The 21,444-nt window shown below is 61.9% G+C and carries 18 protein-coding genes; 14 read left to right on the top strand and 4 right to left on the bottom strand.

Annotated features, from left to right (window positions below):
• Nucleotide 1: 1 nt before the first annotated feature.
• Together exbB and AKV04_RS20995 are read right to left on the bottom strand one after the other, a co-directional pair.
• The gene (exbB, locus tag AKV04_RS21000; protein WP_054008338.1) at nucleotides 2-790 is read right to left on the bottom strand and encodes a tonB-system energizer ExbB; all 789 of its coding nucleotides are present in this window, start codon (nucleotides 788-790) and stop codon (nucleotides 2-4) included.
• Nucleotides 790-2,901: a TonB-dependent receptor domain-containing protein gene (locus AKV04_RS20995; RefSeq protein WP_054008337.1), complete on the bottom strand. Its 2,112-nt coding sequence runs from the start codon at nucleotides 2,899-2,901 to the stop codon at nucleotides 790-792. Before AKV04_RS20995 ends, exbB begins: the two co-directional genes overlap by 1 nt.
• Nucleotides 2,902-3,124: 223 nt before the next feature.
• Here AKV04_RS20995 and AKV04_RS20990 point away from each other — a divergent pair, with 223 nt between their 5' ends.
• From AKV04_RS20990 to AKV04_RS20965, 6 genes are all read left to right on the top strand, one after another.
• The gene (locus AKV04_RS20990; protein WP_054008336.1) at nucleotides 3,125-4,165 is read left to right on the top strand and encodes a hemin-degrading factor; all 1,041 of its coding nucleotides are present in this window, start codon (nucleotides 3,125-3,127) and stop codon (nucleotides 4,163-4,165) included.
• On the top strand, nucleotides 4,165-5,025 hold the full coding sequence (locus AKV04_RS20985) for a heme/hemin ABC transporter substrate-binding protein (RefSeq protein ID WP_054008528.1): 861 nt from the start codon (nucleotides 4,165-4,167) through the stop codon (nucleotides 5,023-5,025). Before AKV04_RS20990 ends, AKV04_RS20985 begins: the two co-directional genes overlap by 1 nt.
• Nucleotide 5,026: 1 nt before the next feature.
• Complete coding sequence (locus AKV04_RS20980; protein ID WP_054008335.1) at nucleotides 5,027-6,097, top strand: FecCD family ABC transporter permease; 1,071 nt, start codon at nucleotides 5,027-5,029, stop codon at nucleotides 6,095-6,097.
• A 3-nt stretch (nucleotides 6,098-6,100) separates the two neighbouring features.
• Nucleotides 6,101-6,877, top strand: coding sequence for a heme ABC transporter ATP-binding protein (locus tag AKV04_RS20975; protein WP_054008334.1), 777 nt, complete (start codon nucleotides 6,101-6,103; stop codon nucleotides 6,875-6,877).
• Nucleotides 6,878-7,040: 163 nt separating this feature from the next.
• The gene (gene hemP, locus AKV04_RS20970) at nucleotides 7,041-7,235 is read left to right on the top strand and encodes a hemin uptake protein HemP (protein ID WP_054008333.1); all 195 of its coding nucleotides are present in this window, start codon (nucleotides 7,041-7,043) and stop codon (nucleotides 7,233-7,235) included.
• A 261-nt stretch (nucleotides 7,236-7,496) separates the two neighbouring features.
• A complete protein-coding gene (locus tag AKV04_RS20965; protein ID WP_054008332.1) occupies nucleotides 7,497-8,285 on the top strand; it encodes an exodeoxyribonuclease III in 789 nt (262 codons plus the stop codon).
• 48 nt (nucleotides 8,286-8,333) lie between these two features.
• On the opposite strand, the gene AKV04_RS20960 is transcribed toward AKV04_RS20965, so the two are convergent.
• A complete protein-coding gene (locus AKV04_RS20960) occupies nucleotides 8,334-9,161 on the bottom strand; it encodes a glycosyltransferase family 2 protein (RefSeq protein WP_054008331.1) in 828 nt (275 codons plus the stop codon).
• The gene (locus tag AKV04_RS20955; RefSeq protein WP_054008330.1) at nucleotides 9,155-11,668 is read right to left on the bottom strand and encodes a hypothetical protein; all 2,514 of its coding nucleotides are present in this window, start codon (nucleotides 11,666-11,668) and stop codon (nucleotides 9,155-9,157) included. Before AKV04_RS20955 ends, AKV04_RS20960 begins: the two co-directional genes overlap by 7 nt.
• A gap of 172 nt (nucleotides 11,669-11,840) precedes the next feature.
• On the opposite strand from AKV04_RS20955, the gene AKV04_RS20950 reads away from it, so the two are divergent.
• The 8 genes from AKV04_RS20950 to AKV04_RS20915 all read left to right on the top strand — a co-directional run bounded on the left by AKV04_RS20950 (nucleotide 11,841) and on the right by AKV04_RS20915 (nucleotide 21,434).
• Nucleotides 11,841-12,893 carry a saccharopine dehydrogenase gene (locus AKV04_RS20950; RefSeq protein ID WP_054008329.1) on the top strand — a complete coding sequence of 351 codons (1,053 nt, stop codon included), beginning with the start codon at nucleotides 11,841-11,843 and terminating at the stop codon, nucleotides 12,891-12,893.
• A gap of 13 nt (nucleotides 12,894-12,906) precedes the next feature.
• A complete protein-coding gene (locus AKV04_RS20945; RefSeq protein WP_054008328.1) occupies nucleotides 12,907-14,043 on the top strand; it encodes a saccharopine dehydrogenase family protein in 1,137 nt (378 codons plus the stop codon).
• Between the two features lie 232 nt (nucleotides 14,044-14,275).
• On the top strand, nucleotides 14,276-16,015 hold the full coding sequence (locus AKV04_RS20940; RefSeq protein ID WP_054008327.1) for a heparinase II/III family protein: 1,740 nt from the start codon (nucleotides 14,276-14,278) through the stop codon (nucleotides 16,013-16,015).
• A 15-nt stretch (nucleotides 16,016-16,030) separates the two neighbouring features.
• Nucleotides 16,031-17,617, top strand: a complete 1,587-nt coding sequence (purH, locus tag AKV04_RS20935) for a bifunctional phosphoribosylaminoimidazolecarboxamide formyltransferase/IMP cyclohydrolase (RefSeq protein ID WP_054008326.1) — start codon at nucleotides 16,031-16,033, stop codon at nucleotides 17,615-17,617.
• 1 nt (nucleotide 17,618) lies between these two features.
• A complete protein-coding gene (gene lspA, locus AKV04_RS20930; RefSeq protein WP_054008325.1) occupies nucleotides 17,619-18,116 on the top strand; it encodes a signal peptidase II in 498 nt (165 codons plus the stop codon).
• A gap of 56 nt (nucleotides 18,117-18,172) precedes the next feature.
• Nucleotides 18,173-18,694, top strand: a complete 522-nt coding sequence (locus AKV04_RS20925; protein ID WP_054008324.1) for a DUF3035 domain-containing protein — start codon at nucleotides 18,173-18,175, stop codon at nucleotides 18,692-18,694.
• 77 nt (nucleotides 18,695-18,771) lie between these two features.
• Entirely contained in the window at nucleotides 18,772-20,121 is a 1,350-nt protein-coding gene (locus AKV04_RS20920; RefSeq protein ID WP_054008323.1) for a M16 family metallopeptidase, read from the top strand.
• A gap of 8 nt (nucleotides 20,122-20,129) precedes the next feature.
• On the top strand, nucleotides 20,130-21,434 hold the full coding sequence (locus AKV04_RS20915) for a M16 family metallopeptidase (protein WP_054008527.1): 1,305 nt from the start codon (nucleotides 20,130-20,132) through the stop codon (nucleotides 21,432-21,434).
• Nucleotides 21,435-21,444 lie beyond the last annotated feature (10 nt).

The raw sequence follows: 21,444 nt of genomic DNA, 5'->3' as shown, positions 1-21,444 counted from the left end.
TTCAACTCGCGGCTTTGAAATGGGCGGCGCTGCGGCGGTCGAGATCACGGCTGAGCAACCGTTCAATCTGCGCTGAAGCATCGGCCAGCTTGCGGCGATAGGCGGTGATCGCGCGCAACAGTCCGTTGTAGATCAACACCGCCGGGATCGCAGCCAGCAGGCCGATGGCGGTGGCAAACAGCGCCTCGGCAATACCAGGGGCGACGACGGCGAGGCTGGTGGTTTTGGTTTCAGCAATGGCGAGAAAGGCGTTCATAATGCCGAACACCGTGCCGAACAGGCCGATGAAGGGCGAGGTCGCCCCGATGGATGCCAGCAACCCCGAACCTGCGCGCAGACGGGCAAGCGCGCTGGCCTCTATCCGGTCCATCGCCAAACGGGTGCGCTGTTGTGCGGCATGGGCATAGACGGGATCGACCGGGAAATCGGCGAGGCTGACAAATTCCTCATGCGCCACACGGATCATCTGGGTGGCGGGGTCGCGTTGTGCGGCCATCGCACGGATCGCCGAAGGAAGATCGGTGGCGGCGGTCAGTTTCAAGGCGCTGCGGCGCAGGGCACGCAGGGCCAGCGTCAGTTCGGCGATTTTCTGCACCATGATGGTGAGGGCGGCAAAGGCGGCCACCGCAAGGATCACCATCACCGCCTGCACAACCCAATGCGCCGACAGGATAATGCTGAACAGATCGGTGCTGGCATGGGGTGCTGCAAGGCCAGCGGCAATGTCTTGGGCAAAGGCAGGATGGGCCAAAAGGCCCACCCCGATGATAAAGGCGCAAACGTGGCGCATCACCAGCTCACCGATTTGGCGACTGACAGTTTGTAGTTGCGGCCAACACCATTATCGAGGGCGAGGTTGTTTTTATACTTCTCGTCGAACATGTTCTCGACGGCAAAGTTCACGTCCAAGCCTTTGAGAACGCCCTCTTGTGGCGACCATTTCACGAACAGATCGTGGGTCTGGTAGGAATCGCCCGTCGTGGTGGCCGACGAAGTTTTGATGTTGTCGTAGTAATAGCCAGTCCAGCCAATGTTCAGGTTCTGCACCGGCAGTTTACCCCCGATGGTTAGCGCAATCGCTTCTGCCGGGGTGTCGGGCAGGGTGGTCGAGGTCGCGCCAACGGCGGGGTTTTTGTTCTTGGAGCGCACTTTGCTCCACGACAGATTGCTGAACCAGCGTTCGGTGTCATAGCTGGCTTCCAGTTCCGCGCCCCACAGCTCTGCCGCCGCAATGTTGGAGTAATAGGGCACCGCCGGCCCCCCCGCGACGCGCGGCGTGGTGGCGATCATGTTTTCCACGTCATTGTGGAAAGCCGTCATCTTCAGTTGCAGGCTATCCCCGTCGGACAGCAGGTCTTCATGGCGCAGGGTGAAGCCCAACTCGACCGAATCCGCTTCTTCTTTGGCCAGATCCACACTCGCCAGCCGTTCTGGCAAGGTGCTAGCCGCCTCGGTCGAATAGCGTTCGTCCAGCGTCGGCATCCGTTCGGTGTGCGCCAGAGAGCCGAACACCGAGAGGTTGTCGTTGATCTTATACATCATCGCCAGTTTCGGCGAGATCGCGGTATCGTCGGTGTCCAGACCGCCCGCAATATCGCCCGCGCTGAACTGGCCGAAGTCAATCCGCACGCCGGAGATCAGGGTCAGGCGTTCGCTGTAGACAAACTCGCCTTGCGCATAGACGCCGACTTTGGTGTCGGTGCCCTGCGGATGGAAGCTGTACGGGCCGAGGCTGGAATGCGCGCTGCGCTCTTGCTGCGACAGTTGCACACCGGTGATCACCCGGTTATCCCAGCCGCTGCCGCCGAATTCTGCGGTGTTTTCAACCTTGAGCGTGGTGGTGGCATAGCCGAAATCACCTGCGCACAGCACTTGGCTGGACCCGAGGCGACAGCCAGCGCCGAGCGAGAAGTTGCTCTTATCGACGGTGGTGTTGGTGTGGGAAAGTTGCACCGACAGGTCGAGCAGCGGGTTCTCGGCAAAGCTGTTGTTCCATTTCAACGACACCGTGTCGTCCACCGAATGGATATCTGCGGTGCCGAAGAACACCGCCGCAGCCCCTCCGGTTTGTGCCAGCAGCGTATCGTCCAGATCGGTATCGGTGCGCGACAGCGACAGGGTCAGGCTTTGGTCGTCATCCTGCCCCAGCGTCCATTTGCCTTTCAGCAGGCCCGACAGGCTTTCATGCGCGGTGCCCGCCAGCACAGTGCCGCCGCCGTCTTTGATCTCGCCACCGCTGGAATAGTTCAGCGAGCCCAAGTATTCGGCATTGCCCTGCTTGGTGGCAAAGATAATGCCCAGCTTTTTGCTATCGCCGTTGCTGTTATAGCCAGTCTTAAACCGCAAAGTGGTGGTCTTGCCCTCTTCGAGGAAATCGCTGGCATCCTTGGTGGTGAAGGCAATCGCGCCGCCAATCGCACCCGCACCATACAGCGTGGACGAGGCCGGGCCGCGCAGCACTTCGATGCGCTTGAACAGCTCAAAATCACCGAAGAACGAGCCGAGGCGGTATTGCTCGAAAAACTTGGGTGCGCCATCGACGCTGACCGCGATGCGGGCTTCGGATGCCGTTTGCTCGGTATTGCCGATGCCGCGAATGTTGAACGCCTGACCCATGGGCCGCGCAGACGATCCCGTGGCCTGCACGCCGGGGATGCCCTTCAGCACATCGCCCATGGTGTTGGGCTGGGCGCGGTCGAGATCGGCTTGCTCGCGCGCGGTGACGGCCTGCGGCGTGTCGATGGCAACCTTGGCCGTACCTGCGCCGAAGATGATCCGGCCCAGCATCTGAAACACGCCTTCATCCGTCTCTTGCGCGGCAACGGGCGCGGCGATCAGCGCAATCGCAAAGGTGGATAACAGCAGTTGACCGCGCAGGGCGGGGAGGCGGCGAGGCAGCATTGGCTTTCCTTGTTTAAGGTCTGCAAATGGCTGGCCTTGCCGTCATGGCGGCAAGCTGGCGGGCAGAGTTATATTCCGACTTGATCTGTCAGGAATAAGCTCATAGAAATCCAGACTATAACTGTCAAGTATATCTCTGCAGATATGTTTTGACCCTTGCGCTCCAGCCACGGCCCGATGGCCTGCCAGATCCGCACCCCCTCGTAAAACTTAGGATTCTGGCATGACCCATACGCATATACCCGCACAGATTCGCGCTTTGCGCGCTGAAAACCCGAAGGCGCGCGCCCGCGATTTTGTGGCGATGCAGGGAATCACCGAGGCTGAACTGGTTGCAGCCTATGTCGGACACAGCACCACGGCGATTGACGCGACCCCCGACGCCTTGTTTCCGTTGATTGGGGAACTGGGCGAAGTGATGGCGCTGACCCGCAACGAAAGCTGTGTGCATGAGCGGCGGGGGATCTACAAAGATTACCACTCCGGTCCCCATGCCGCGATGGTGCTGGGGGCCGAGATTGATATGCGGATGTTCCCCAGCCATTGGAAATTCGGCTTTGCGGTGGTGGAGGCGGGCGAAGATGGCCCGAAGCGCAGCATTCAGGTGTTCGATGCGGCGGGCGACGCGGTGCATAAGGTGCATCTGAAACCTGAGTCGAACGTGGTGGCGTTTGATGCCTTGGTTTCTGCGCTGCGCTTGGCCGAGCAGTCCGATCAGCTGACTCTGGTTCCGCGCGAACCCGTCGAGGGGCCAAAGGGTGATCCGGCGCGGGTCGCTGATCTGCGGGCCGAGTGGAAGGCGATGACCGACACGCATCAGTTCCTGAAACTGACGCGACGGTTGAAGTTCAACCGTTTGGGCGCGAACCGGATGGTCGGCGCACCCTATGCGGTCCCGGTTGCGCGCGATGCGATCACCCAAGTGCTGCACGCCGCTGCCGATCAGAAAATCCCGTTGATGATCTTTGTTGGCAATGCAGGTTGCATCCAGATTCACGGCGGGCCGATTGAAAAGGTGGTGCCGATGGGGCCATGGATCAACGTGATGGACCCGCGCTTTAACCTGCATCTGCGCGGGGATCACATCAGCGAAGTCTGGCGCGTGACCAAGCCGACCCAGCGCGGCGATGCGATCTCGGTTGAGGCATTTGATGCCGAGGGTGGTTTGATCCTGCAAATCTTCGGCTATCGCAAGGATGCCCCGCCGCTGGCTTGGGATGCCTTTGTGATGGCGCTTCCGGTGCTGGAAGCGGAGATGGCATGATGCGGGGGGTGAATGCTTTGCGGGCAGGTCTGGCACTGGCTTTGTCAGTCGCCCTGACCGCCCCGGCGGGGGCCGAGGACGCCAAGCGCGTCGTGACGCTGGGCGGCTCGGTCACCGAAATCGCTGTGGCGTTGGGGGCTGGCGATCTGCTGGTGGCGCGGGATTCGACCTCGAATTACCCTGCCGCGATCGCCGCTTTGCCGGATGTCGGCTATATCCGCGCGTTGTCGCCGGAAGGGGTTTTGTCGGTTGCCCCGGATTTGATCTTGGCCGAAGCCGACGCCGGCCCGCCCGCAGCGGTGGATGTGTTGACCGCCGCTGGCGTGCCGTTCCTGCGGATGCCGGGCGATCCGACCCCTGCGGGGGTGGTTGATAAGATTAAAGCGGTGGCTGAAGCCTTGGGGCGTGATGCGGAAGGCGAGGCTTTGGCAACTAACGTTCAAGCCGGGCTGACCGAGGCCGAAGCCCGCGCCGCTGCGGTGACGGACAAAAAACGCGTGCTGTTCGTGCTGTCGCTGCAAGGTGGGCGGGTGATGGCGGGGGGCGAGGGGTCTTCGGCGGAAGGCATCATCGCCTTGGCCGGGGGTATCAATGCCGCGACCGGGTTTCAGGGTTACAAGCAGATGACGGATGAAGCAGTTCTCGCCGCCGCTCCCGATCTGATCCTGATAATGGACCGCGAAGGCGATCTGGCGATCGGCAATGCGGATGTGATGGCGCATCCGACCCTGTCGCAAACTCCTGCGGCGCAGGCGGGGGCGATTGTGCGGATGGATGGGATGATGTTGCTGGGCTTTGGCCCGCGCACACCGGATGCGGCGCGCGCGCTGTATGACGCGCTCTATCCGCAGGCTGGCTGAGATGCTGTCACTCGCCTTGGGACGCAGCCGTAGCACGGGTGGCGAACGTGAGGCCCGCGCGGCTTTGATGCTGCGCGCGCTGATCGGACTTTTGCTTGTGGTATCGGTGCTGTCCTTGGGCACCGGAGCGGCGGGGTTGAACCTTGCTGACTTGGCGCATGCGGCGATCAAGGGCGAGCTTTCGACACGAGATCAGGTGATCCTGTGGAACATCCGCCTGCCGCGTCTGGCGATGGGCCTGCTGATCGGGGCTGCCTTGGCGGTGTCGGGCGCGCTGATGCAGGGTCTGTTCCGCAACCCTTTAGCCGATCCCGGTATCGTCGGGGTCGGTGCTGGCGCGGGGCTTGGTGCGGTGTTGGCGATTGTGGTGGGCGGGCTGCTGCCCGCCGGGATTGCGGTGCATTTCGGCGGCCAACTGGTGCCTTTGGCGGCATTTCTGGGCGGTTGGGGCGCGACCCTGCTGCTTTACCGTCTGGCGACACGCGGCGGTCACACCTCGGTCGCCAATATGCTGCTGGCGGGTATCGCGCTGGGGGCTTTGGCGGGGGCATTTACCGGCATCCTCGTCTATCTCGCCGATGACAAACAACTGCGCGATTTGACGTTTTGGAGCATGGGGTCACTGGCCGGCGCGGGCTGGGGCAAGCTGGCAACCGCTTTGCCGCTGATTCTGCCGGTGCTGCTGTTCTCCCCCCTGATGGCGCGCGGCCTGAACGCGCTGGCCTTGGGTGAGGCGCAAGCGGCGCATCTGGGCATCGAAGTCGAACGGCTGAAACAACTGATTATCCTCGGCGTGGCGGCGGCTACTGGCGCTGCGGTGGCGGTGGCGGGGGGTATCGGCTTTATCGGCATCGTCGTGCCGCATCTTTTGCGCATCTCTACCGGGCCAAACCACCGCTACCTTTTGCCCAATGCCGCTCTGCTAGGGGCAAGCCTGCTGGTCGGAGCCGATATGATCGCCCGCACCATCGTCGCCCCGGCCGAACTGCCGATTGGCATCGTGACTGCCGTGCTGGGTGCGCCGGTATTCCTATGGATTTTGATGCGCCGTCAGGGCCTTGTGGGGATTTAGACGATGCTTCAGGTCGAAAATATCTGTGTGGCCCTGAACCGCCGCCCGGTGCTGTGCGGTGTCAGCCTGACCGCCCGGCCCGGCACGCTGACCGCGATTGTCGGGCCGAACGGATCAGGCAAAACCACGCTGTTGCGCGCACTCATAGGTGAGGTCGCCTATCAGGGCAAGGTCACGCTGAACGGGCTTGATGTGGCGCGCGCGAAAGCATGGCAGTTGGCGGCGATCCGCGCGGTGATGGCCCAAGAAACCCAACTGGCGTTCCCGTTCACCGTGCTGGAGGTGATCCGGCTGGGCCTGAGCATGGGCGAGAACGCAGATGCCCGCGATCTGCCGCAGCGCGCCTTGGCCGAGGTGGGCCTGCTGCACCACGCCGCACGCAATTACCAAGACCTCTCGGGGGGCGAACGGCAGCGCGTGCAACTCGCCCGTGCTTTGGTACAGGTCTGGAACCCGGTCGGTGCAGGCGGCGCGCGCTGGTTGTTCTTGGATGAACCCGTGGCCAGCCTCGATTTGGGCCATCAGTTGCAAGTGATGCGGCTGGCCCGCCGATTTGCCGATGCAGGCGGCGGCGTGGTGGCGGTAATGCATGATCTGAACCTGTCCGCGATGTTCGCCGACAAGTTGGCGCTGCTGGCTGAAGGCGCTTTGGTCGCCGCAGGCAGGCCAGATACCGTGCTGACGGATGCATTGCTGTCGAACGCCTACGGCTGCCCGATTCGCATCAATGCGCTGCCCAGCCACGGCACTTGGCTTCTGCCACAGGCGGTGGCCAGCTGACGGGCGTTGCAGCCCTGCCGCAGCGCAGGGGTCTGCTAAAGATAAGTAAAAGAATCAGGTTTTATATTCCTGACAAATTTGCTAGGTATAGGCCATCGCCATGCCACCCGCCTCTGGGAAGCCGGTCTTTCAGTGCCAACCCTAATCTCTTGCGGAGCGCAACATGTACGAAACTCAAATCCTGACCCCTCAGTTTCTGGCGTCGCAAGCCGCTGCCGAACCCGTATCCGCAGACCGCACCCTCCGCTACGACGCGCGGGCGCTGACGGGGGGGGCGGGCACCGCGCTGATCGAGTTGGACGGGCAGATTTACACCCTGCGCATCACCAAATCGGCAAAGCTGATCCTGACCAAATAGGCGCAAAGCCTGCCTTGCGCATGACGCAATCTTGGGTTGTGGCCAAAAAGCCATGGCTTGGGTAATTTGCACCAGCGGACGGAAATGCGCAGTATTCTATGGTATATGTACGACATTACCTCCCTGTTGGACCTCCCGCCCGGCCACATTGGCTGGGCGACTTTTTGTGTAGTTGCTGCTCAGCCTATCGTCGGGGGCTTTGCCCTCTTGAGAACGCGGGCGGCGCAGCTTAGGCTGATTGCTCTTGATCAGGAGCAGCCAATGACCTTCACCCTCGCCACTTGGAACATCAACTCGGTCCGTCTGCGCGAAGGTCTGGTGGCCAAGCTGATGGCCGAGGAGGCCCCCGATGTGCTGTGCCTGCAGGAATGCAAAAGCCCGGTCGAGATGATCCCGGTGGAGCAGTTCCGCGCGTTTGGCTATCGCTACATGGTGGCACGCGGGCAGAAGGGTTATAACGGCGTGGCGATCGTCTCCAAGCTGCCGCTGGAGGATGCCGGGGGGCGTGATTTCGTCACCATGGGTCATGCGCGGCATGTGGCTGCCCGGCTGGAGAACGGCGTGGTGATCCACAACTGCTATGTGCCTGCAGGTGGCGATATTCCCGACCGGGCGCAGAATGTGAAATTCGGCCAGAAGCTGGATTTCCTGACCGAGATGCGCGATTGGTTTCATGGTGAGAAGCCCACAAAAGCCATTCTGGTCGGCGATCTGAACATCGCCCCGCGTGAGGATGACGTGTGGAACCACAAGGCGTTGTTGAAGATCGTCAGCCATACGCCGATTGAGGTGGAGCATTTTGGCGCGGCGATGGAGTCGGGCGCTTGGGTCGACGTCACCCGCGCTGACATTCCGACGGGCAATCTTTACAGCTGGTGGAGCTATCGCTCGCCCGACTGGGACGCCGCCGATAAGGGGCGTCGGCTGGATCACATCTGGGCAACACCTGATATTGCCAAATCCGCGCATGGCAGCCGCATCCTGCGCCCGGTGCGCGGATGGGAACAACCCTCCGACCACGCCCCAGTTTTCGCGACGTTTGATCTGTAAGACGATTTCCGCGCGGAAATCGTGCACGGAATTCGCGCGAATTCCGCTTTACCGGCCACGGCTCCAGCCTTTGCCACGCTTGAGGCGCACCGCTACGGAAACGGCGGCATAGGTGGTGAAGCCGATGGGATCACGCAGCGCGAGGTCTAGCAGGCGAGCTTTGGTCAGCGGCGCTTTCGCTTCCCGCGCCAAAAGTCCGGGATAAAGCCGATTAATCTCAGCCACCCCGGCATCCTGTCTCCGTCGCACTTTGGTCAGGGCCGCGAAGCCCTCGATCATCGGCCATTCGTAGGTCGCGGGGAACTGCACCCGCTCGTCAGACTCAAATTGCAGCCGCACGAAGGTGTCGTCCGAGATGATGCCGGGAAACTCCGCCCAGCGCGCGCGACCAGCGGCATTGGTGGCGAACAGGCCATGGCCGGGGGCCGGGCTTTGCGCGAAGGGCAGGCGTTGCCAGAACCTTGCATAGGCGCGGGTGACGGCGCTTTTGGCGCGGGGGATATGGGCGGTTCCTGTTGCATAGAGCGGGGTATCGCCGTCAAGTGCTGCGAGCAGTTGCGCCATCAGATCGGGCGAGACGACCACATCCGCATCCAGATAGGCCCGCATCGCAGCCTTGGCGATCCGGTCCCCTGCGTTCAGCGCATTGGGTTTGCCGCCTTGCGGTAAGTCCAGCACCGTCAGCGCCCAACCCGCCGCCTCCGCCTGCGCCGTAAATCCCCGCGCCACCGCTGCGGTGGCATCGCGGCAGCCGTTGGCAACGACGATACATTCCGCATTGATCGGACCGGACGCAAACAGCGCCGTCAAACACGCGCCGATATACGCCGCCTCATTGCTGGCCGGAATGATCACGCTCAGCCGTGGGGTCAGCATGTGATGCAGCCCTTCGCCAAAGCGTCCCAGCGTGGGTTGCTATCGCCCAAATGCCGCAACGCGCCCCAGCTCCCCCATTTTCCGGGCCGATACACATCGACAAAGGCGTTGAACGGCTGATCCGAGATCATCTGCCACCCCGCCAGCAATTCGGCATAAAGCGCACCCATTTCTGGCGTGAAGTTGAGATGGGTGAAAAACGCGGTCAATTCCTCATCATCGACCTCTGCGCCATAGCCCACCACATGACTGCCGCCCTCGTACATCATCAGCTTCAGCCCCCGGTCTGCAGCGATGGCGGCATGGTAGGGCAGGGTTTCGGCCAACATTTGCGTCAGGCTATTGGCCGGATTGCCTGTGACCGAGCCGTCGCGCAGCTCTTGGCCCGCCAGTTTATCGGCCAGATCATAGCGGTGTTGGGCGACATAGGTGTCGGCCGCTGCCCCCGTCAGCCCCTGTGCAGCGGCATCTTTGCGCGCCGCGTCTGCTGATTGCTTCAGCCAACCCTTCACGGTGGTGAATTTCTGATCCCCACCCAACTCCGCGCTGAAATACCCCGTGACGGCATAGGCGTCAAAGCTGACCACGGGCGGCGGCAGTCCCTCGGCCACCACCAAGGGTGCGTCCAAAATCTGTTCCTCCAGCCCCAGCCAGCCGGTCTGCACCGCGACGATGCGGGTCAGGCGGGTGGGGGCGTCTTTGAACACATCCGACCAGATCGCCATCACTTGTGCGGCGCGCAACCCGTAGAATTGCACCCAGGTTTTATCCTGCCCCCAACGTGCAATGCCCTGTTCTTCGGCCCAGCGGGCTTGGGCGAATTGCCAGTTCCAGACCTCGTTGGAGTATTCGACTTGTGCATGAAGGCTGGGGTCGAGTTGGTCGTGGGTGATCTGGGCGTAGGTGCGGATCAGATCATCGGTGGCCAGATGCGGCAGGGTGAACCACGGGTCGGCTTTCAACTCATTTGCCAGCGCCACCATCGCCTCAATAGGCACCCCATTGCGGGCATAGGAGTAGTCTGTGGGCTGCGGGCGGTCTTTGACCTCTGACAGGGTGGAGTCGTTGGTCATCATCCAATCCATAAAGCGGATGCCTTTCACGCCACGAATCCGGGCCAGCCAATCGGGGTTGAAGATCGCGCCATCGGCCAGCATTTGCGCGCGCGATGCCCGCACCACCACGATGTCATGGATCGGATCGGCAGCGTCCAAGGCCAGCAGGGTGATCGACACCAAGCCTTCGCCGGGTGTGTAATCGAACTGCACTTGGCCCGGAGCCTCGGTCACAATCTTCACGCGGCCTTCGACTTTCAGCGTGCCTTTGCCTTGGTAGGTCAAAATGTAGCGGCCCGCGACGCCTGCGGCATCTTCCGGAAGATCCGTCAGGATCAGGGTGGAGATTTTCGCGAGTTCGGGCGGGATTTTCACCGGCCAACCATGCGGCCCCAATGCCCCCGCTTTGGCCAGATCAGCCTCGGTCCAGCCGCCGAACTGGTCGGGCAGATGGCCGATCCAAGGCCGCGCGGTTTTCATCAGGTTCAGGAACGGCTGTTGTACCGACCAATCGTTGACGCCTGCCAGACCCAAGGCGAGATGGGTGTTGGTGATCTGTTTGATGGCGGGGAACGGCGGGTCTTGCGCGTCTGGAATGGTCCCCAAAGCAGGCTCCGGCGCAACAGGCACCACAACAGGTGCAATCTGTGCCGCGATTTGGCCGGGAACATAAGCCTCCAACGCCTCCCAAGCGATGCGCTGAAACACTTGCGCCTGTTCCTGCGTGATCACCGCATCGCGCGACGTCCAAGCCCGCGTCACCTTGGCAGGCACGCCCTCGGGGCTTTTGCCGACAATTGACGCCGCCTGCACCATGGCGACGAAATACAAACCTTTGCCGTTGGGGTGAATGTCGTCGACGAACATCTCTTTGATATCGCTGACCCCTGGCACCCGGCCCGCCTTGATCTCATCCGCCAGATGCCCCATCGCCTGACCGACGGGCAGCAGCTTGACCTCATGGCCCGCCTTGGCTGAGGCATCGGCCACAACACTCTCCCACAATGGCAAATCCAGCGCGATGCGTTCGCGCCACGGGATGCCCGCGTCAGGGTCGTCTTTGGTGATATTGCCGGGGCCGGAGTTCAGGCTGGGCCAAGTCTCATAGACATAAAGCCTTGTGTGCGGATTGGCCTCTAGCGCCAGACCTGAGAACTTCGCCACATAACCCGAGGTAGCGTTATACTGGATCTGACCCTTGAGCGGCTGCGCTTCGGTCATGACCAGCACATCGGTGGGTTGCCGCTTCAACCGCGCCTTGGCGTCGACGCCTTCGGCATTGGCGGAGTTGTCCCAGTTGTAGGCGAGCGATGAGCCGTTGATGATCTGCGCCTGCACCACAGACGGCTGACGCATCTCGCGCAGTGTCGCATCCAGCACGGTGGGCAACGTCGGGCCAACCAGCGAATGACCAATGAACAGCACATCGGTCAGTAGGGACAACAGGGACATGACGCGCCTCTTTGAAACAGATTGCGGTGACGATAGCCGGAACGCCGCGGCCTTGCCACTTTGACTACGCCGCAGTTTGGGCGAAATTCGGGCCATGCGGTCACGCCCCCCCTGTTCCTTGCCCCCTGATCTGGTATTCAGCCGGGAAAATGGCACAGCGCGAGGGATTGGCATGACGCATCTTTGGGTCCGGGCAGAGCAGCGCCCGAATGAGGAGCGCGTCGGCCTGACGCCGGACGGGGCTGCGGCGCTGATCAAGGCAGGCATCCGGGTGACTGTCGAGGAAAGCTCGGTCCGCGCGATTGGGATCGAGGGCTACAAGGCGGCTGGGTGTGAGATTGCGGCGGAGAATCTTTGGCCGCAGGCCCCGGCGGATGCGATTATCTTTGGGCTGAAAGAATTGCCCGAAGATGGCACGGCCCTGACCCATCGCCACATCATGTTCGGCCATGCTTATAAGGGTCAGCCTGCGGGGCAGGTGTTGCTCAAGCGCTTCAAGGCGGGCGGCGGTACGCTGTTCGATCTGGAATATCTGGTGGGTGCGGATGGTCGCCGGGTGGCGGCGTTCGGCTATTGGGCGGGTTATGCCGGGGCTGCCGTGTCGCTGAAATGCTGGGCCGCGCAGCAGCGCGGTGGCATTGCGGGACCCGTGGCGAAATATCCCGGTAAGGCGGCTTTGCTGGCGGATTTAGAGGCTGAACTGGCTGGTTTTGCCCGCCCGAAAGCTATTGTGATTGGGGCTTTGGGCCGGGTTGGCACTGGGGCGTCCGACCTTTGTGCGGCTATGGGGGTTGCGGTGACGCAATGGGATCAGGCCGAAACCGCCAGCGGAGGCCCGTTCCCGGAAGTCTTGCAGCACGAGATTTTCCTGAACTGCATCCTCGCCCGCCCCGGCTGTCCGGTTTTTGTGGCGGCTTCGGCCAAGGAAGATACTGCGCGGAAACTCACGGTGATTGGTGACATTGCCTGCGACCCGACCTCGGATTTCTCACCGATCAAGGTGTATGATCGGGTGACCGAATGGGACGCCCCGGCGCTGCGTGTCGCGGAAAATCCGGTGCTGGATGTGACGGCGATTGACAACTTGCCGTCCCTGCTGCCGGTGGAAAGCAGCGAAGATTATGCGGCGCAACTGTTGGCCTCTTTGGCGACGTTGGGCGATCTGAATTCTGGGGTTTGGGGACGTGCTGCGGCAGAATATGCCCGCCACACGGCCAGCCTGTAAGGGGAGAGAAACTATGACGATTCATTGGTGCGGCACGGGGTTGTCCTCGGCCCCGGGTTTGCGGCGGCTGATTGAGAACGGCCATCAGGTGGTGGTGTGGAACCGCACGGTCGAGAAGGCGCAGGAAGCGGTGGGCGATCTTGGCGCGGATATTCGCGCCTACTCACTAGAGGCTTTGGCCGACGCCTTGCAGCCCGATGACATCGCGATCTCGATGCTGCCCGCCGATCAGCATGTGGCGATTGCCAAGACCTGTCTGGATAAGGGCGCGCATTTTGTGTCGTCGTCCTACATTGCACCCGAGATGAAGGCGTTGGACGAAGCCTTCCGTGCGGCGGGTTTGGTCTCGGTCAATGAGGTGGGCTTAGACCCGGGCATTGACCATCTGATGGCGCATGATCTGGTGGCGCGCTATCGTGCATCGAAGGCCTATCACATTGATAACGTGATATCTTTCACCAGCTATTGCGGCGGCGTGCCTAAAATCCCGAACCCGTTCCGCTATAAATTCTCTTGGGCGCCGCTGGGGGTGTTGAAGGCGTTGCGCTCGCCATCGCGGTCTTTGCGGAATTTTTCCGAATTGCGGGTCAATCGGCCTTGGGACGCGATCACCAAATATGACGCGCCGCTGCCGGTGCCGGAAAGCTTTGAGGTTTACCCCAACCGCGACAGCTATCCGTTCATGGAAGATTACCGATTTGATCCTGACTGGAAGGTCAAGGATTTCGTGCGCGGCACCATCCGGCTGAACGGCTGGCAAGACGCTTGGACTCCAGTGTTCCGCGAGATCGAAACGCTGGAAGGCCCTGCGGGCGATGCGCGATTGGCGGAAATGGCGGCGCAGTTTGTGGCGGAAAATTCCTATGCGCCGGGAGAGCCGGATCGGGTGATCCTGTTCGTGTCGCTGAAAGCCGAACGCGATGGCCGCCCGGTGTTCCATGAGACCTGGGCGATGGATGCTTGGGGCGATGCGCGTGGATCGGCGATGGCGCGGCTGGTGTCGACGCCGGTGTCTTTCGCGGTGGAATCGGTGATGAAGCGCGAGATTGCGGTGGGTGTGCATGGCGCACCGCATGATCCGAAGCTACTGGAAAGCTGGCTGGGTCAGGTGCGCGGATTGGCGCAATATATGGAACGGGTGCAGCACTGACCCAAACCGGGGTGCCGCCTTGGCCCCCATCGAGGGGGCACGCGGCGGCTTTGGCGCGGGCGGATAGGCCGGGTGTGATGCCCGGCCTTTGGCTTTGCATCGGCGGTTGAACGCTCCGCGGGGAGTATTTCAGAAAGAGCAATCGCCGGGGCGGGTGACAGGGCGGGGCCTTGGCGCTATGCTGTGCGCCAACGATCCGCGCACAAGCGGGCTGGCAGGTTACAGGAACAGGATGAAACGCAAACCCGGCAAGGCAAGCCTTGGCAATCGGCTGGCAATGTGGCGCGCTTTGCGCAGCCCCGCTGCGACCGGGTTTGTCTCGCAGCCAGAGCCGCGTTCGGTCGGGCTTTATGCGCGCGGGCGGCAGTTGGTGGCGGGGAACTTTCAGTTCGCCGGGCAGTTGGTTGAGGCACCGGGGGCCTCGATCTGGGATGTGGCGCTGGATGATCCGGGCGCGCCTGCCGAGACGCAGGGGTTTTTGTGGCTGGATGATCTGGCGGCTTTGGGTGATTTCGCCGCCCGCACCCGCGCGCAGGAGTGGACTTGGGGTTGGATCACCCGGTTTGGTCGCGGCCAAGGGCCGGGCTGGACGCCGGATCTGACCGGGCGGCGGCTGATCCGCTGGATCAACCATGCTTTGCTGCTGTTGCAGGGCCGTGACCGGGTGCAATCGGATGCCTATTACCGCAGCCTGTCAGCGCAGGTGGTGTTTTTGTCGCGGCGCTGGCCACATGCCGCCCCTGGACTGCCGCGGTTTGAGGCACTGACAGGCTTGATCTACGCGGGCCTTGCGCTGACCGGGATGCAGGCGCGCGTCGCCCCTGCTGTAGCTGCCCTTGCGGTGGAATGTAGCCGTGAGATCGACGCGATGGGGGGGATACCCACCCGCAACCCTGAGGAATTGCTGGAGGTTTTCACACTGCTGACTTGGGCCGAGCAGGCTTTGTCCGAGGCGGGGCATACGCCTCCGCCCGCGTTGGTTGCGGCGTTGGAGCGGATTGCGCCCAGCTTACGCGCTTTGCGTCATGCCGATGGCGGGCTGGCGCGGTTTCATGGCGGTGGGCGCGGCATGGAGGGGCGGTTGGATCTGGCGCTGGCGGCGACGGGGGTGAAGCCGGGGTCAAGCGTGGGGCTAGGTTTGGCGATGGGGTTTGCGCGGCTGGCAGAGGCCCGCACCACGGTGATCGTTGATGCGGCCCGCCCGCCGGGGGGGGCTGCGGGGATCTGGGCGCATGCCTCGACCTCGGCGTTTGAGCTGACCTCGGGGCGGCGTCCGGTGATCGTCAACTGCGGCTCGGGCGCGCCGTTTGGGGCGGAGTGGCGGCAGGCCGGGCGGGCGACGGCCTCGCATTCGACCTTGGCGGTAGAGGGGTATTCGTCCAGCCGTTTGAAATCGGGGTCAAGGCTTGCCCTCGCGCAAGATGCCTTGGTTGATCGCGCACAGGTGACCTCGCTGCGACAGGGCCACTTGCCCGATGGGCTGCACCTTTACATGGCGCATTCCGGCTGGTCGGCGACGCATGGGCTGACGCATTCGCGCGAACTTCTGCTGTCCAAGGATGGCCGCAAATTGGTGGGCTTGGATGCGCTGACCGCCCGCAGCCAAGCTGAGCGCGCCCGGTTTGAGCGGCTGATGAATGAGTTGCATTTGCAGGGCGCAGGCTTTGCCGTGCGATTCCATCTGCACCCGGATGTCGATGCGGCGCTGGATATGGGCGGGGCGGCGGTGTCGCTTGCCTTAAAAAGCGGCGAAATCTGGGTGTTCCGTCATGATGGTTTCGCGACTTTGACGCTGGAGCCTTCGGTTTTTCTGGAAAAGGGTCGTCTGAAACCGCGTCTGACGCGGCAGATCGTCCTTTCGGCCCGCGCGACGGAGTTAGAGACGCAGATCGGCTGGACCTTGGCGAAAGCACAGGATACTCCGCTGGCCATCCGGGATCTGGACCGCGACGAGATGCCGGTTCCGATCTGACTTGAAAGGGCTGACATGACCAATCTTGTTCCTATTGGCCGCGCGCTGATTTCCGTATCCGATAAATCTGGCCTTTTGGACCTTGCCCGCGCTTTGGCCGCGCAGGGGGTGGAGTTGATTTCCACAGGTGGCACCTCTGGCATGTTGCGCACCGCAGGGCTGAAGGTGCGGGATGTTTCTGATGTCACGGGGTTTCCCGAGATGATGGATGGCCGTGTCAAAACCCTGCACCCGAATGTGCATGGCGCGCTGTTGGCGCTGCGCGATGATGACGAGCATCTGCTGGCGATGGCGGCGCATGGGATCGAGCCGATTGATCTGCTGATCGTGAACCTCTACCCGTTTGAGGAAACCGTCGCCAAAGGTGCCGACCATGACACCTGCATCGAGAATATCGACATTGGCGGGCCTGCGATGATTCGCGCGGCCTCAAAGAACCACCGCTTTGTGACGGTTGTGACCGATCCTGCCGATTATGCCGGCCTGATTGATCAGATGAAGGCACATGATGGCGCGACGACTTTGGCGTTCCGGCAGAAGCTGGCGCTGACCGCATATTCCCGCACGGCGGCTTACGATACTGCCGTTTCGGGCTGGCTCTCGGGGCAGTTGGGGCAACCGTTTACGCGCTCGAAATCCTTCGGCGGGGTGCTGGCGCAGGGCTTGCGCTATGGCGAGAACCCGCATCAGGCGGCGGCGTTTTACACTGATGGCTCGAAGCGCGAAGGCGTGGCGACAGCGAAGCAATGGCAGGGCAAAGAGCTGTCCTACAACAACATCAATGACACCGATGCGGCGTTTGAACTGGTGGCCGAGTTTGCGGGCGCGGGTCCGGCCTGTGCGATCATCAAGCACGCCAATCCGTGTGGGGTGGGCAAGGCGGCATCGCTGAAAGAGGCTTATTTGCGCGCTTATGCCTGCGATCAGACCTCGGCCTTTGGCGGTATCGTGGCGCTGAACCAGCCTTTGGATGCTGAAACCGCTGAGGAGATCGTCAAGATTTTCACCGAGGTGGTGATTGCGCCGGGAGCGTCTGATGAGGCGAAAGCGATCTTCGCCAGCAAGAAAAACCTGCGCCTGCTGACCACCAAGGGCCTGCCGGACCCCACCGAGAAATCGTTGGCGTTCAAGCAAGTCGCGGGGGGCTTCCTTGTGCAAGACCGCGACACCGACAACATCACCGCCGCTGATCTGAAAGTGGTGACAAAGCGCGCACCAACTGAGGCCGAGCTTGCCGATCTGATGTTTGCATGGAAAGTTGCCAAGCATGTGAAGTCGAACGCCATCGTCTATGTGAAAGATGGCGCGACCGTGGGTGTGGGGGCAGGGCAGATGAGCCGGATTGATTCGACCCGCATCGCCGCGCGCAAGGCGGGCGATATGGCCGATGTTTTGAGCCTGCCACAAAGCCCCACCGTGGGGTCGGTTGTGGCCTCGGATGCGTTCTTTCCGTTTGCCGATGGCCTGCTGGCTGCGGCAGAGGCGGGGGCGACGGCAATCATCCAACCCGGCGGCTCCATGCGCGACGATGAGGTGATTGCGGCGGCCGATGCGGCGGGTCTTGCGATGGTCTTCACCGATCAGCGGCACTTCCGGCACTAAGATGCGCGCGCTTTCCCTCACCGCGATCATCGTCTTTCTGCTGGACCAGCTGAGCAAAATCGGCGTGATCCGCCTGCTTTCCCTGCGCGAGCGTGGGGAGATCGAGGTGCTCGATCCGCTGCTGAATTTCCGCTGGGCCGAGAATCGTGGCGTAAATTTCGGTTTGTTCGCCAATAGTGCCGAGTTCATGCGCTGGGTGCTGATTGCGGTGGCGGTTGCGATTTCAGCTTGGGTGCTGATCTGGCTGCGGCGCGAACGTCCGGGGCGGTGGTCGATGATCGCCGGAGGCTTGCTGATCGGCGGCGCTTTGGGCAATGTGGTGGACCGGATTGCCTATGGCTATGTCGCCGATTTCCTGACCATGTCCTGCTGCGGCTTTGAAAACCCCTATTCGTTCAACATCGCCGACATCGCAATCTTCGCAGGCGCCTTGGGTTTGGTGGTGTTTGGTGGCAAATCCGCCAAGCCAACCCGCGCGAAGCGGCGAAAGACCCCGTGACGCGGGCGGGATCATAGGCTAAGACGACGATGGTAAGACTTGGTGGAGGCAGCAATATGCGATCAGCAAAGGTGGTTCTCGCGTTCGCGGGCGCAGCGTTGTTGACGCTTGCGGCCTGCAGCGACAAAGCGCCTGATCTGATGAACCTGCGGTCTGACAGCAACGGCCCGGATGAATTTGCAATCCTGCCGCCGAAAGCCTTGGAACTGCCGACCTCGCTCGCCGATCTGCCCGCGCCCACGCCGGGCGGTGCCAACCTGACTGATCCACATCCGCAAGATGATGCGATCACAGCTTTGGGTGGCAAACCCCCGGCCACCAGCGGCGTCAGCGATGCGGGGCTGTACAACTATGCCACCCGGCAGGGCGTGACCCCCGGTATCCGCCAGGTTTTGGCCTCCGAAGATCTGGAGTTCCGCAAAAAGAACAATGGTCGCCCGCTGGAGCGCCTGTTCAACCTGAACGTCTATTACAAGGCCTATGCCAAGCAGTCGCTGGATCAGCACGCCGAACTGGCACGCTGGCGGGCCGCAGGCGCGCGCACCCCCTCCGCGCCACCGCCGAAAAAAGGCGAGTGATCACAACCCCGTTGCCCCGGCTTTCAGCGGGCGGGCATTGCGGTTAGCGTGCGCCCTGTAATCCACGGAGGACCGCGATGTTTCGCTCCCTTGGCCGCACCATGTTCGGCCTTCTTTGCCTGTCACTGCCCGTTCTGCCTTTCGCCGCAAGCGCCGACACGGTCAGCAGTTTCACCCTGAATAACGGACTGCAAGTGGTGGTGATTGAAGATCACCGCGCCCCGGTTGTCACCCAGATGGTCTGGTATAAAATTGGCCGCGCTGATGAGGTCGCAGGTCATTCCGGCATCGCGCATTTCTTTGAACATCTGATGTTCAAAGGCACCGCGAAGGTTCCCACGGGTGAGTTTTCGGCCACGGTCGAAAAGCAAGGCGGCGATGACAATGCCTTCACCACAGAAGATTATACCGCCTTCTTCCAGAGGGTTGCCGCTGATCGGCTTGATCTGATGATGCAGATGGAATCCGATCGCATGGTCAATCTGAACATGTCGGAAGAAGACGTGACCACCGAGCGTCAGGTCATTTTAGAAGAGCGCGGCCAGCGCACCGACTCTGATCCCGGCATCCTGCTGCAAGAACAAATGTCCGCAGCACAATATCTGAATCATCCCTATGGCATCCCGGTGATCGGCTGGCGCGCTGAAATCGCCGGCCTGACCCGCGACGACGCCATCAACTTCTATCGCGCTTACTATGCCCCCAACAACGCCATCCTGATCGTCGCGGGCGATGTGAAGCCAGCTGACGTGTTGGCTTTGGCCAAGAAATACTACGGTCCGCTGCCGCCTTCGGATAAAATAAAGCCGCGCCACCGGCCCGAAGAACCGCCGCAACTGGCCGAGCGTCGTTTGGTGCTGGCGGATGAGCGTGTCGCCCAACCTTATGTCGCGCGCAGCTATCTTGCCCCCGAGCGTAATCCCGGCGATCAGAAACAAGCCGCTGCCTTGGCCGTGCTGGCCGATCTTCTCGGCGGCTCTGGCACCACCTCGGTGCTGACCAAGGCCTTGCAGTTTGACACCCAAACTGCCGTCTATTCCTCGGCCTATTACGATGGTGTTTCGGTTGATCCGCAAACCTTCGGCCTCGTCGTGGTGCCTGCCGAGGGTGTCAGCCTCGCCGATGCCGAAGCCGCGATGGACAGAGTGATCGCGAAATTCATGAAAGACGGCGTCAACTCCGACGATTTCGCCCGCATCAAAACCCAAATCCGCGCCGGTCAGATCTATGCCCGTGACGACGCAGGCGGCTTGGCCCGCACCTATGGCGAGGCCCTCGCCGTCGGGCTTTCGGTCAAAGATGTGCAGGACTGGCCGGATGTGCTGCAAGCTGTGACGCCCGAAGATGTGATGGCCGCAGCCAAGCTGGTCTTCAACCGCGACCAAGCCGTGACCGGCTGGTTGACCGCCAAGGAGGCTGCACAATGAACCCGCGTATGATCTGGCGTGCCGCGGCCGTGTTGCTCGCTTTGGCCTCGCCCTTGCACGCTGAAATCAACATCCAGCCCGTCACCTCTCCGGGTGGCATCAAGGCCTGGTTGGTGGAAGATCACGGCATCCCGTTTACCGCGCTGGAGATTCGCTTCAAAGGTGGCACCTCCCTGGATGCACCAGGCAAGCGTGGCGCGGTCAATCTGATGACCGCGCTGATCGAAGAAGGTGCGGGTGATCTCGACAGCCAAGGTTTCGCCGCCGCCCGCGATGGTCTTGCCGCCAGCTTTCATTTCAGCAGCGATCAAGATGGCGTTTCCGTCTCCAGCCATTTCCTGACCGAGAACCGAGATCAGGCGACGGCCCTGCTGCATGACGCCCTGACCAAGCCGCGCTTTGACCAAGACGCGGTGGACCGGGTGCGTGAACAGGTGCTGTCCGGCCTGCGCTCGGACGCAAAAGACCCCGGCACCATTGCCAGCAATCTTGAACGCGCCCGCAGCTTTGGCACCCATCCCTATGGCTCCGACGGGTCCGGCACCATCGCAACCGTCACCGCCCTGACCCGGGATGATATCCTGCAAGCCTTCAAAGACGCCATCGCCCGCGACCGTATCACCGTCGCCGCAGCGGGCGATATTTCTGCCGCCGATCTGGGTGTTCTGTTGGATAAACTCCTTGCCGACCTACCCGCCACAGGTGCGCCGCAACCCGGCCCGGCGACGTTGCAGACCAAGGGCGGCATCACCGTGCAAGACTTCCCCGGCCCACAGTCGATGGTGATCTTCGGCCAAGGCGGTTTGAAGTTCTCCGACCCCGATTATTTCGCCGCCAGCCTGCTGAACGAAATCCTCGGCGGCGGTCGGTTTTCTGCCCGCCTGATGACCGAGGTGCGTGAAAAACGTGGCCTCACCTATGGCATCGGCACCAGTTTGGCGGCCTATGACCATGCCGAAGTGTTGATGGGCCAGTTCCAAGCCAGCAACGAAAAGGTGGCCGAGGCGATCAAGGTGATCCGTGCAGAATGGGCGAAAGTCGCCAAGGATGGCGTCACCGCAGACGAATTGGCCAACGCCAAAACCTATATGACCGGGGCCTATCCTTTGCGGTTTGACGGCAACGACACGATTGCCTCCATCCTCGTCGGGATGCAGGATCTCGGCCTGCCGCCCGATTATCCGAAAACCCGCAACACCCGCGTTGAAGCCGTCACGCTGGAAGATGTCAAACGCGTCGCTGCCCGCCTGATCAAACCCGATGATCTGCATTTCATCGTGGTCGGCCAACCGACAGGTGTTGCGAACGAATAGCGAATCTGTG

This window comes from Cypionkella psychrotolerans (assembly GCF_001294535.1).
In the GTDB taxonomy this organism is placed as follows: Bacteria; Pseudomonadota; Alphaproteobacteria; order Rhodobacterales; family Rhodobacteraceae; genus Cypionkella; species Cypionkella psychrotolerans.
The sequence above is the reverse complement of the archived record's forward strand: the minus strand, read 5'-3'. Positions and strand labels throughout refer to the sequence as shown.

Bases quoted from the DNA above. Each gene is read 5' to 3' on its own strand.
- exbB (WP_054008338.1), bottom strand. From the start codon at position 790: ATGCGCCACGTTTGCGCCTTTATCATCGGGGTGGGCCTTTTGGCCCAT.
- AKV04_RS20995 (WP_054008337.1), bottom strand. From the start codon at position 2,901: ATGCTGCCTCGCCGCCTCCCCGCCCTGCGCGGTCAACTGCTGTTATCC.
- AKV04_RS20990 (WP_054008336.1), top strand. From the start codon at position 3,125: ATGACCCATACGCATATACCCGCACAGATTCGCGCTTTGCGCGCTGAA.
- AKV04_RS20985 (WP_054008528.1), top strand. From the start codon at position 4,165: ATGCGGGGGGTGAATGCTTTGCGGGCAGGTCTGGCACTGGCTTTGTCA.
- AKV04_RS20980 (WP_054008335.1), top strand. From the start codon at position 5,027: ATGCTGTCACTCGCCTTGGGACGCAGCCGTAGCACGGGTGGCGAACGT.
- AKV04_RS20975 (WP_054008334.1), top strand. From the start codon at position 6,101: ATGCTTCAGGTCGAAAATATCTGTGTGGCCCTGAACCGCCGCCCGGTG.
- hemP (WP_054008333.1), top strand. From the start codon at position 7,041: ATGTACGAAACTCAAATCCTGACCCCTCAGTTTCTGGCGTCGCAAGCC.
- AKV04_RS20965 (WP_054008332.1), top strand. From the start codon at position 7,497: ATGACCTTCACCCTCGCCACTTGGAACATCAACTCGGTCCGTCTGCGC.
- AKV04_RS20960 (WP_054008331.1), bottom strand. From the start codon at position 9,161: ATGCTGACCCCACGGCTGAGCGTGATCATTCCGGCCAGCAATGAGGCG.
- AKV04_RS20955 (WP_054008330.1), bottom strand. From the start codon at position 11,668: ATGTCCCTGTTGTCCCTACTGACCGATGTGCTGTTCATTGGTCATTCG.
- AKV04_RS20950 (WP_054008329.1), top strand. From the start codon at position 11,841: ATGACGCATCTTTGGGTCCGGGCAGAGCAGCGCCCGAATGAGGAGCGC.
- AKV04_RS20945 (WP_054008328.1), top strand. From the start codon at position 12,907: ATGACGATTCATTGGTGCGGCACGGGGTTGTCCTCGGCCCCGGGTTTG.
- AKV04_RS20940 (WP_054008327.1), top strand. From the start codon at position 14,276: ATGAAACGCAAACCCGGCAAGGCAAGCCTTGGCAATCGGCTGGCAATG.
- purH (WP_054008326.1), top strand. From the start codon at position 16,031: ATGACCAATCTTGTTCCTATTGGCCGCGCGCTGATTTCCGTATCCGAT.
- lspA (WP_054008325.1), top strand. From the start codon at position 17,619: ATGCGCGCGCTTTCCCTCACCGCGATCATCGTCTTTCTGCTGGACCAG.
- AKV04_RS20925 (WP_054008324.1), top strand. From the start codon at position 18,173: ATGCGATCAGCAAAGGTGGTTCTCGCGTTCGCGGGCGCAGCGTTGTTG.
- AKV04_RS20920 (WP_054008323.1), top strand. From the start codon at position 18,772: ATGTTTCGCTCCCTTGGCCGCACCATGTTCGGCCTTCTTTGCCTGTCA.
- AKV04_RS20915 (WP_054008527.1), top strand. From the start codon at position 20,130: ATGATCTGGCGTGCCGCGGCCGTGTTGCTCGCTTTGGCCTCGCCCTTG.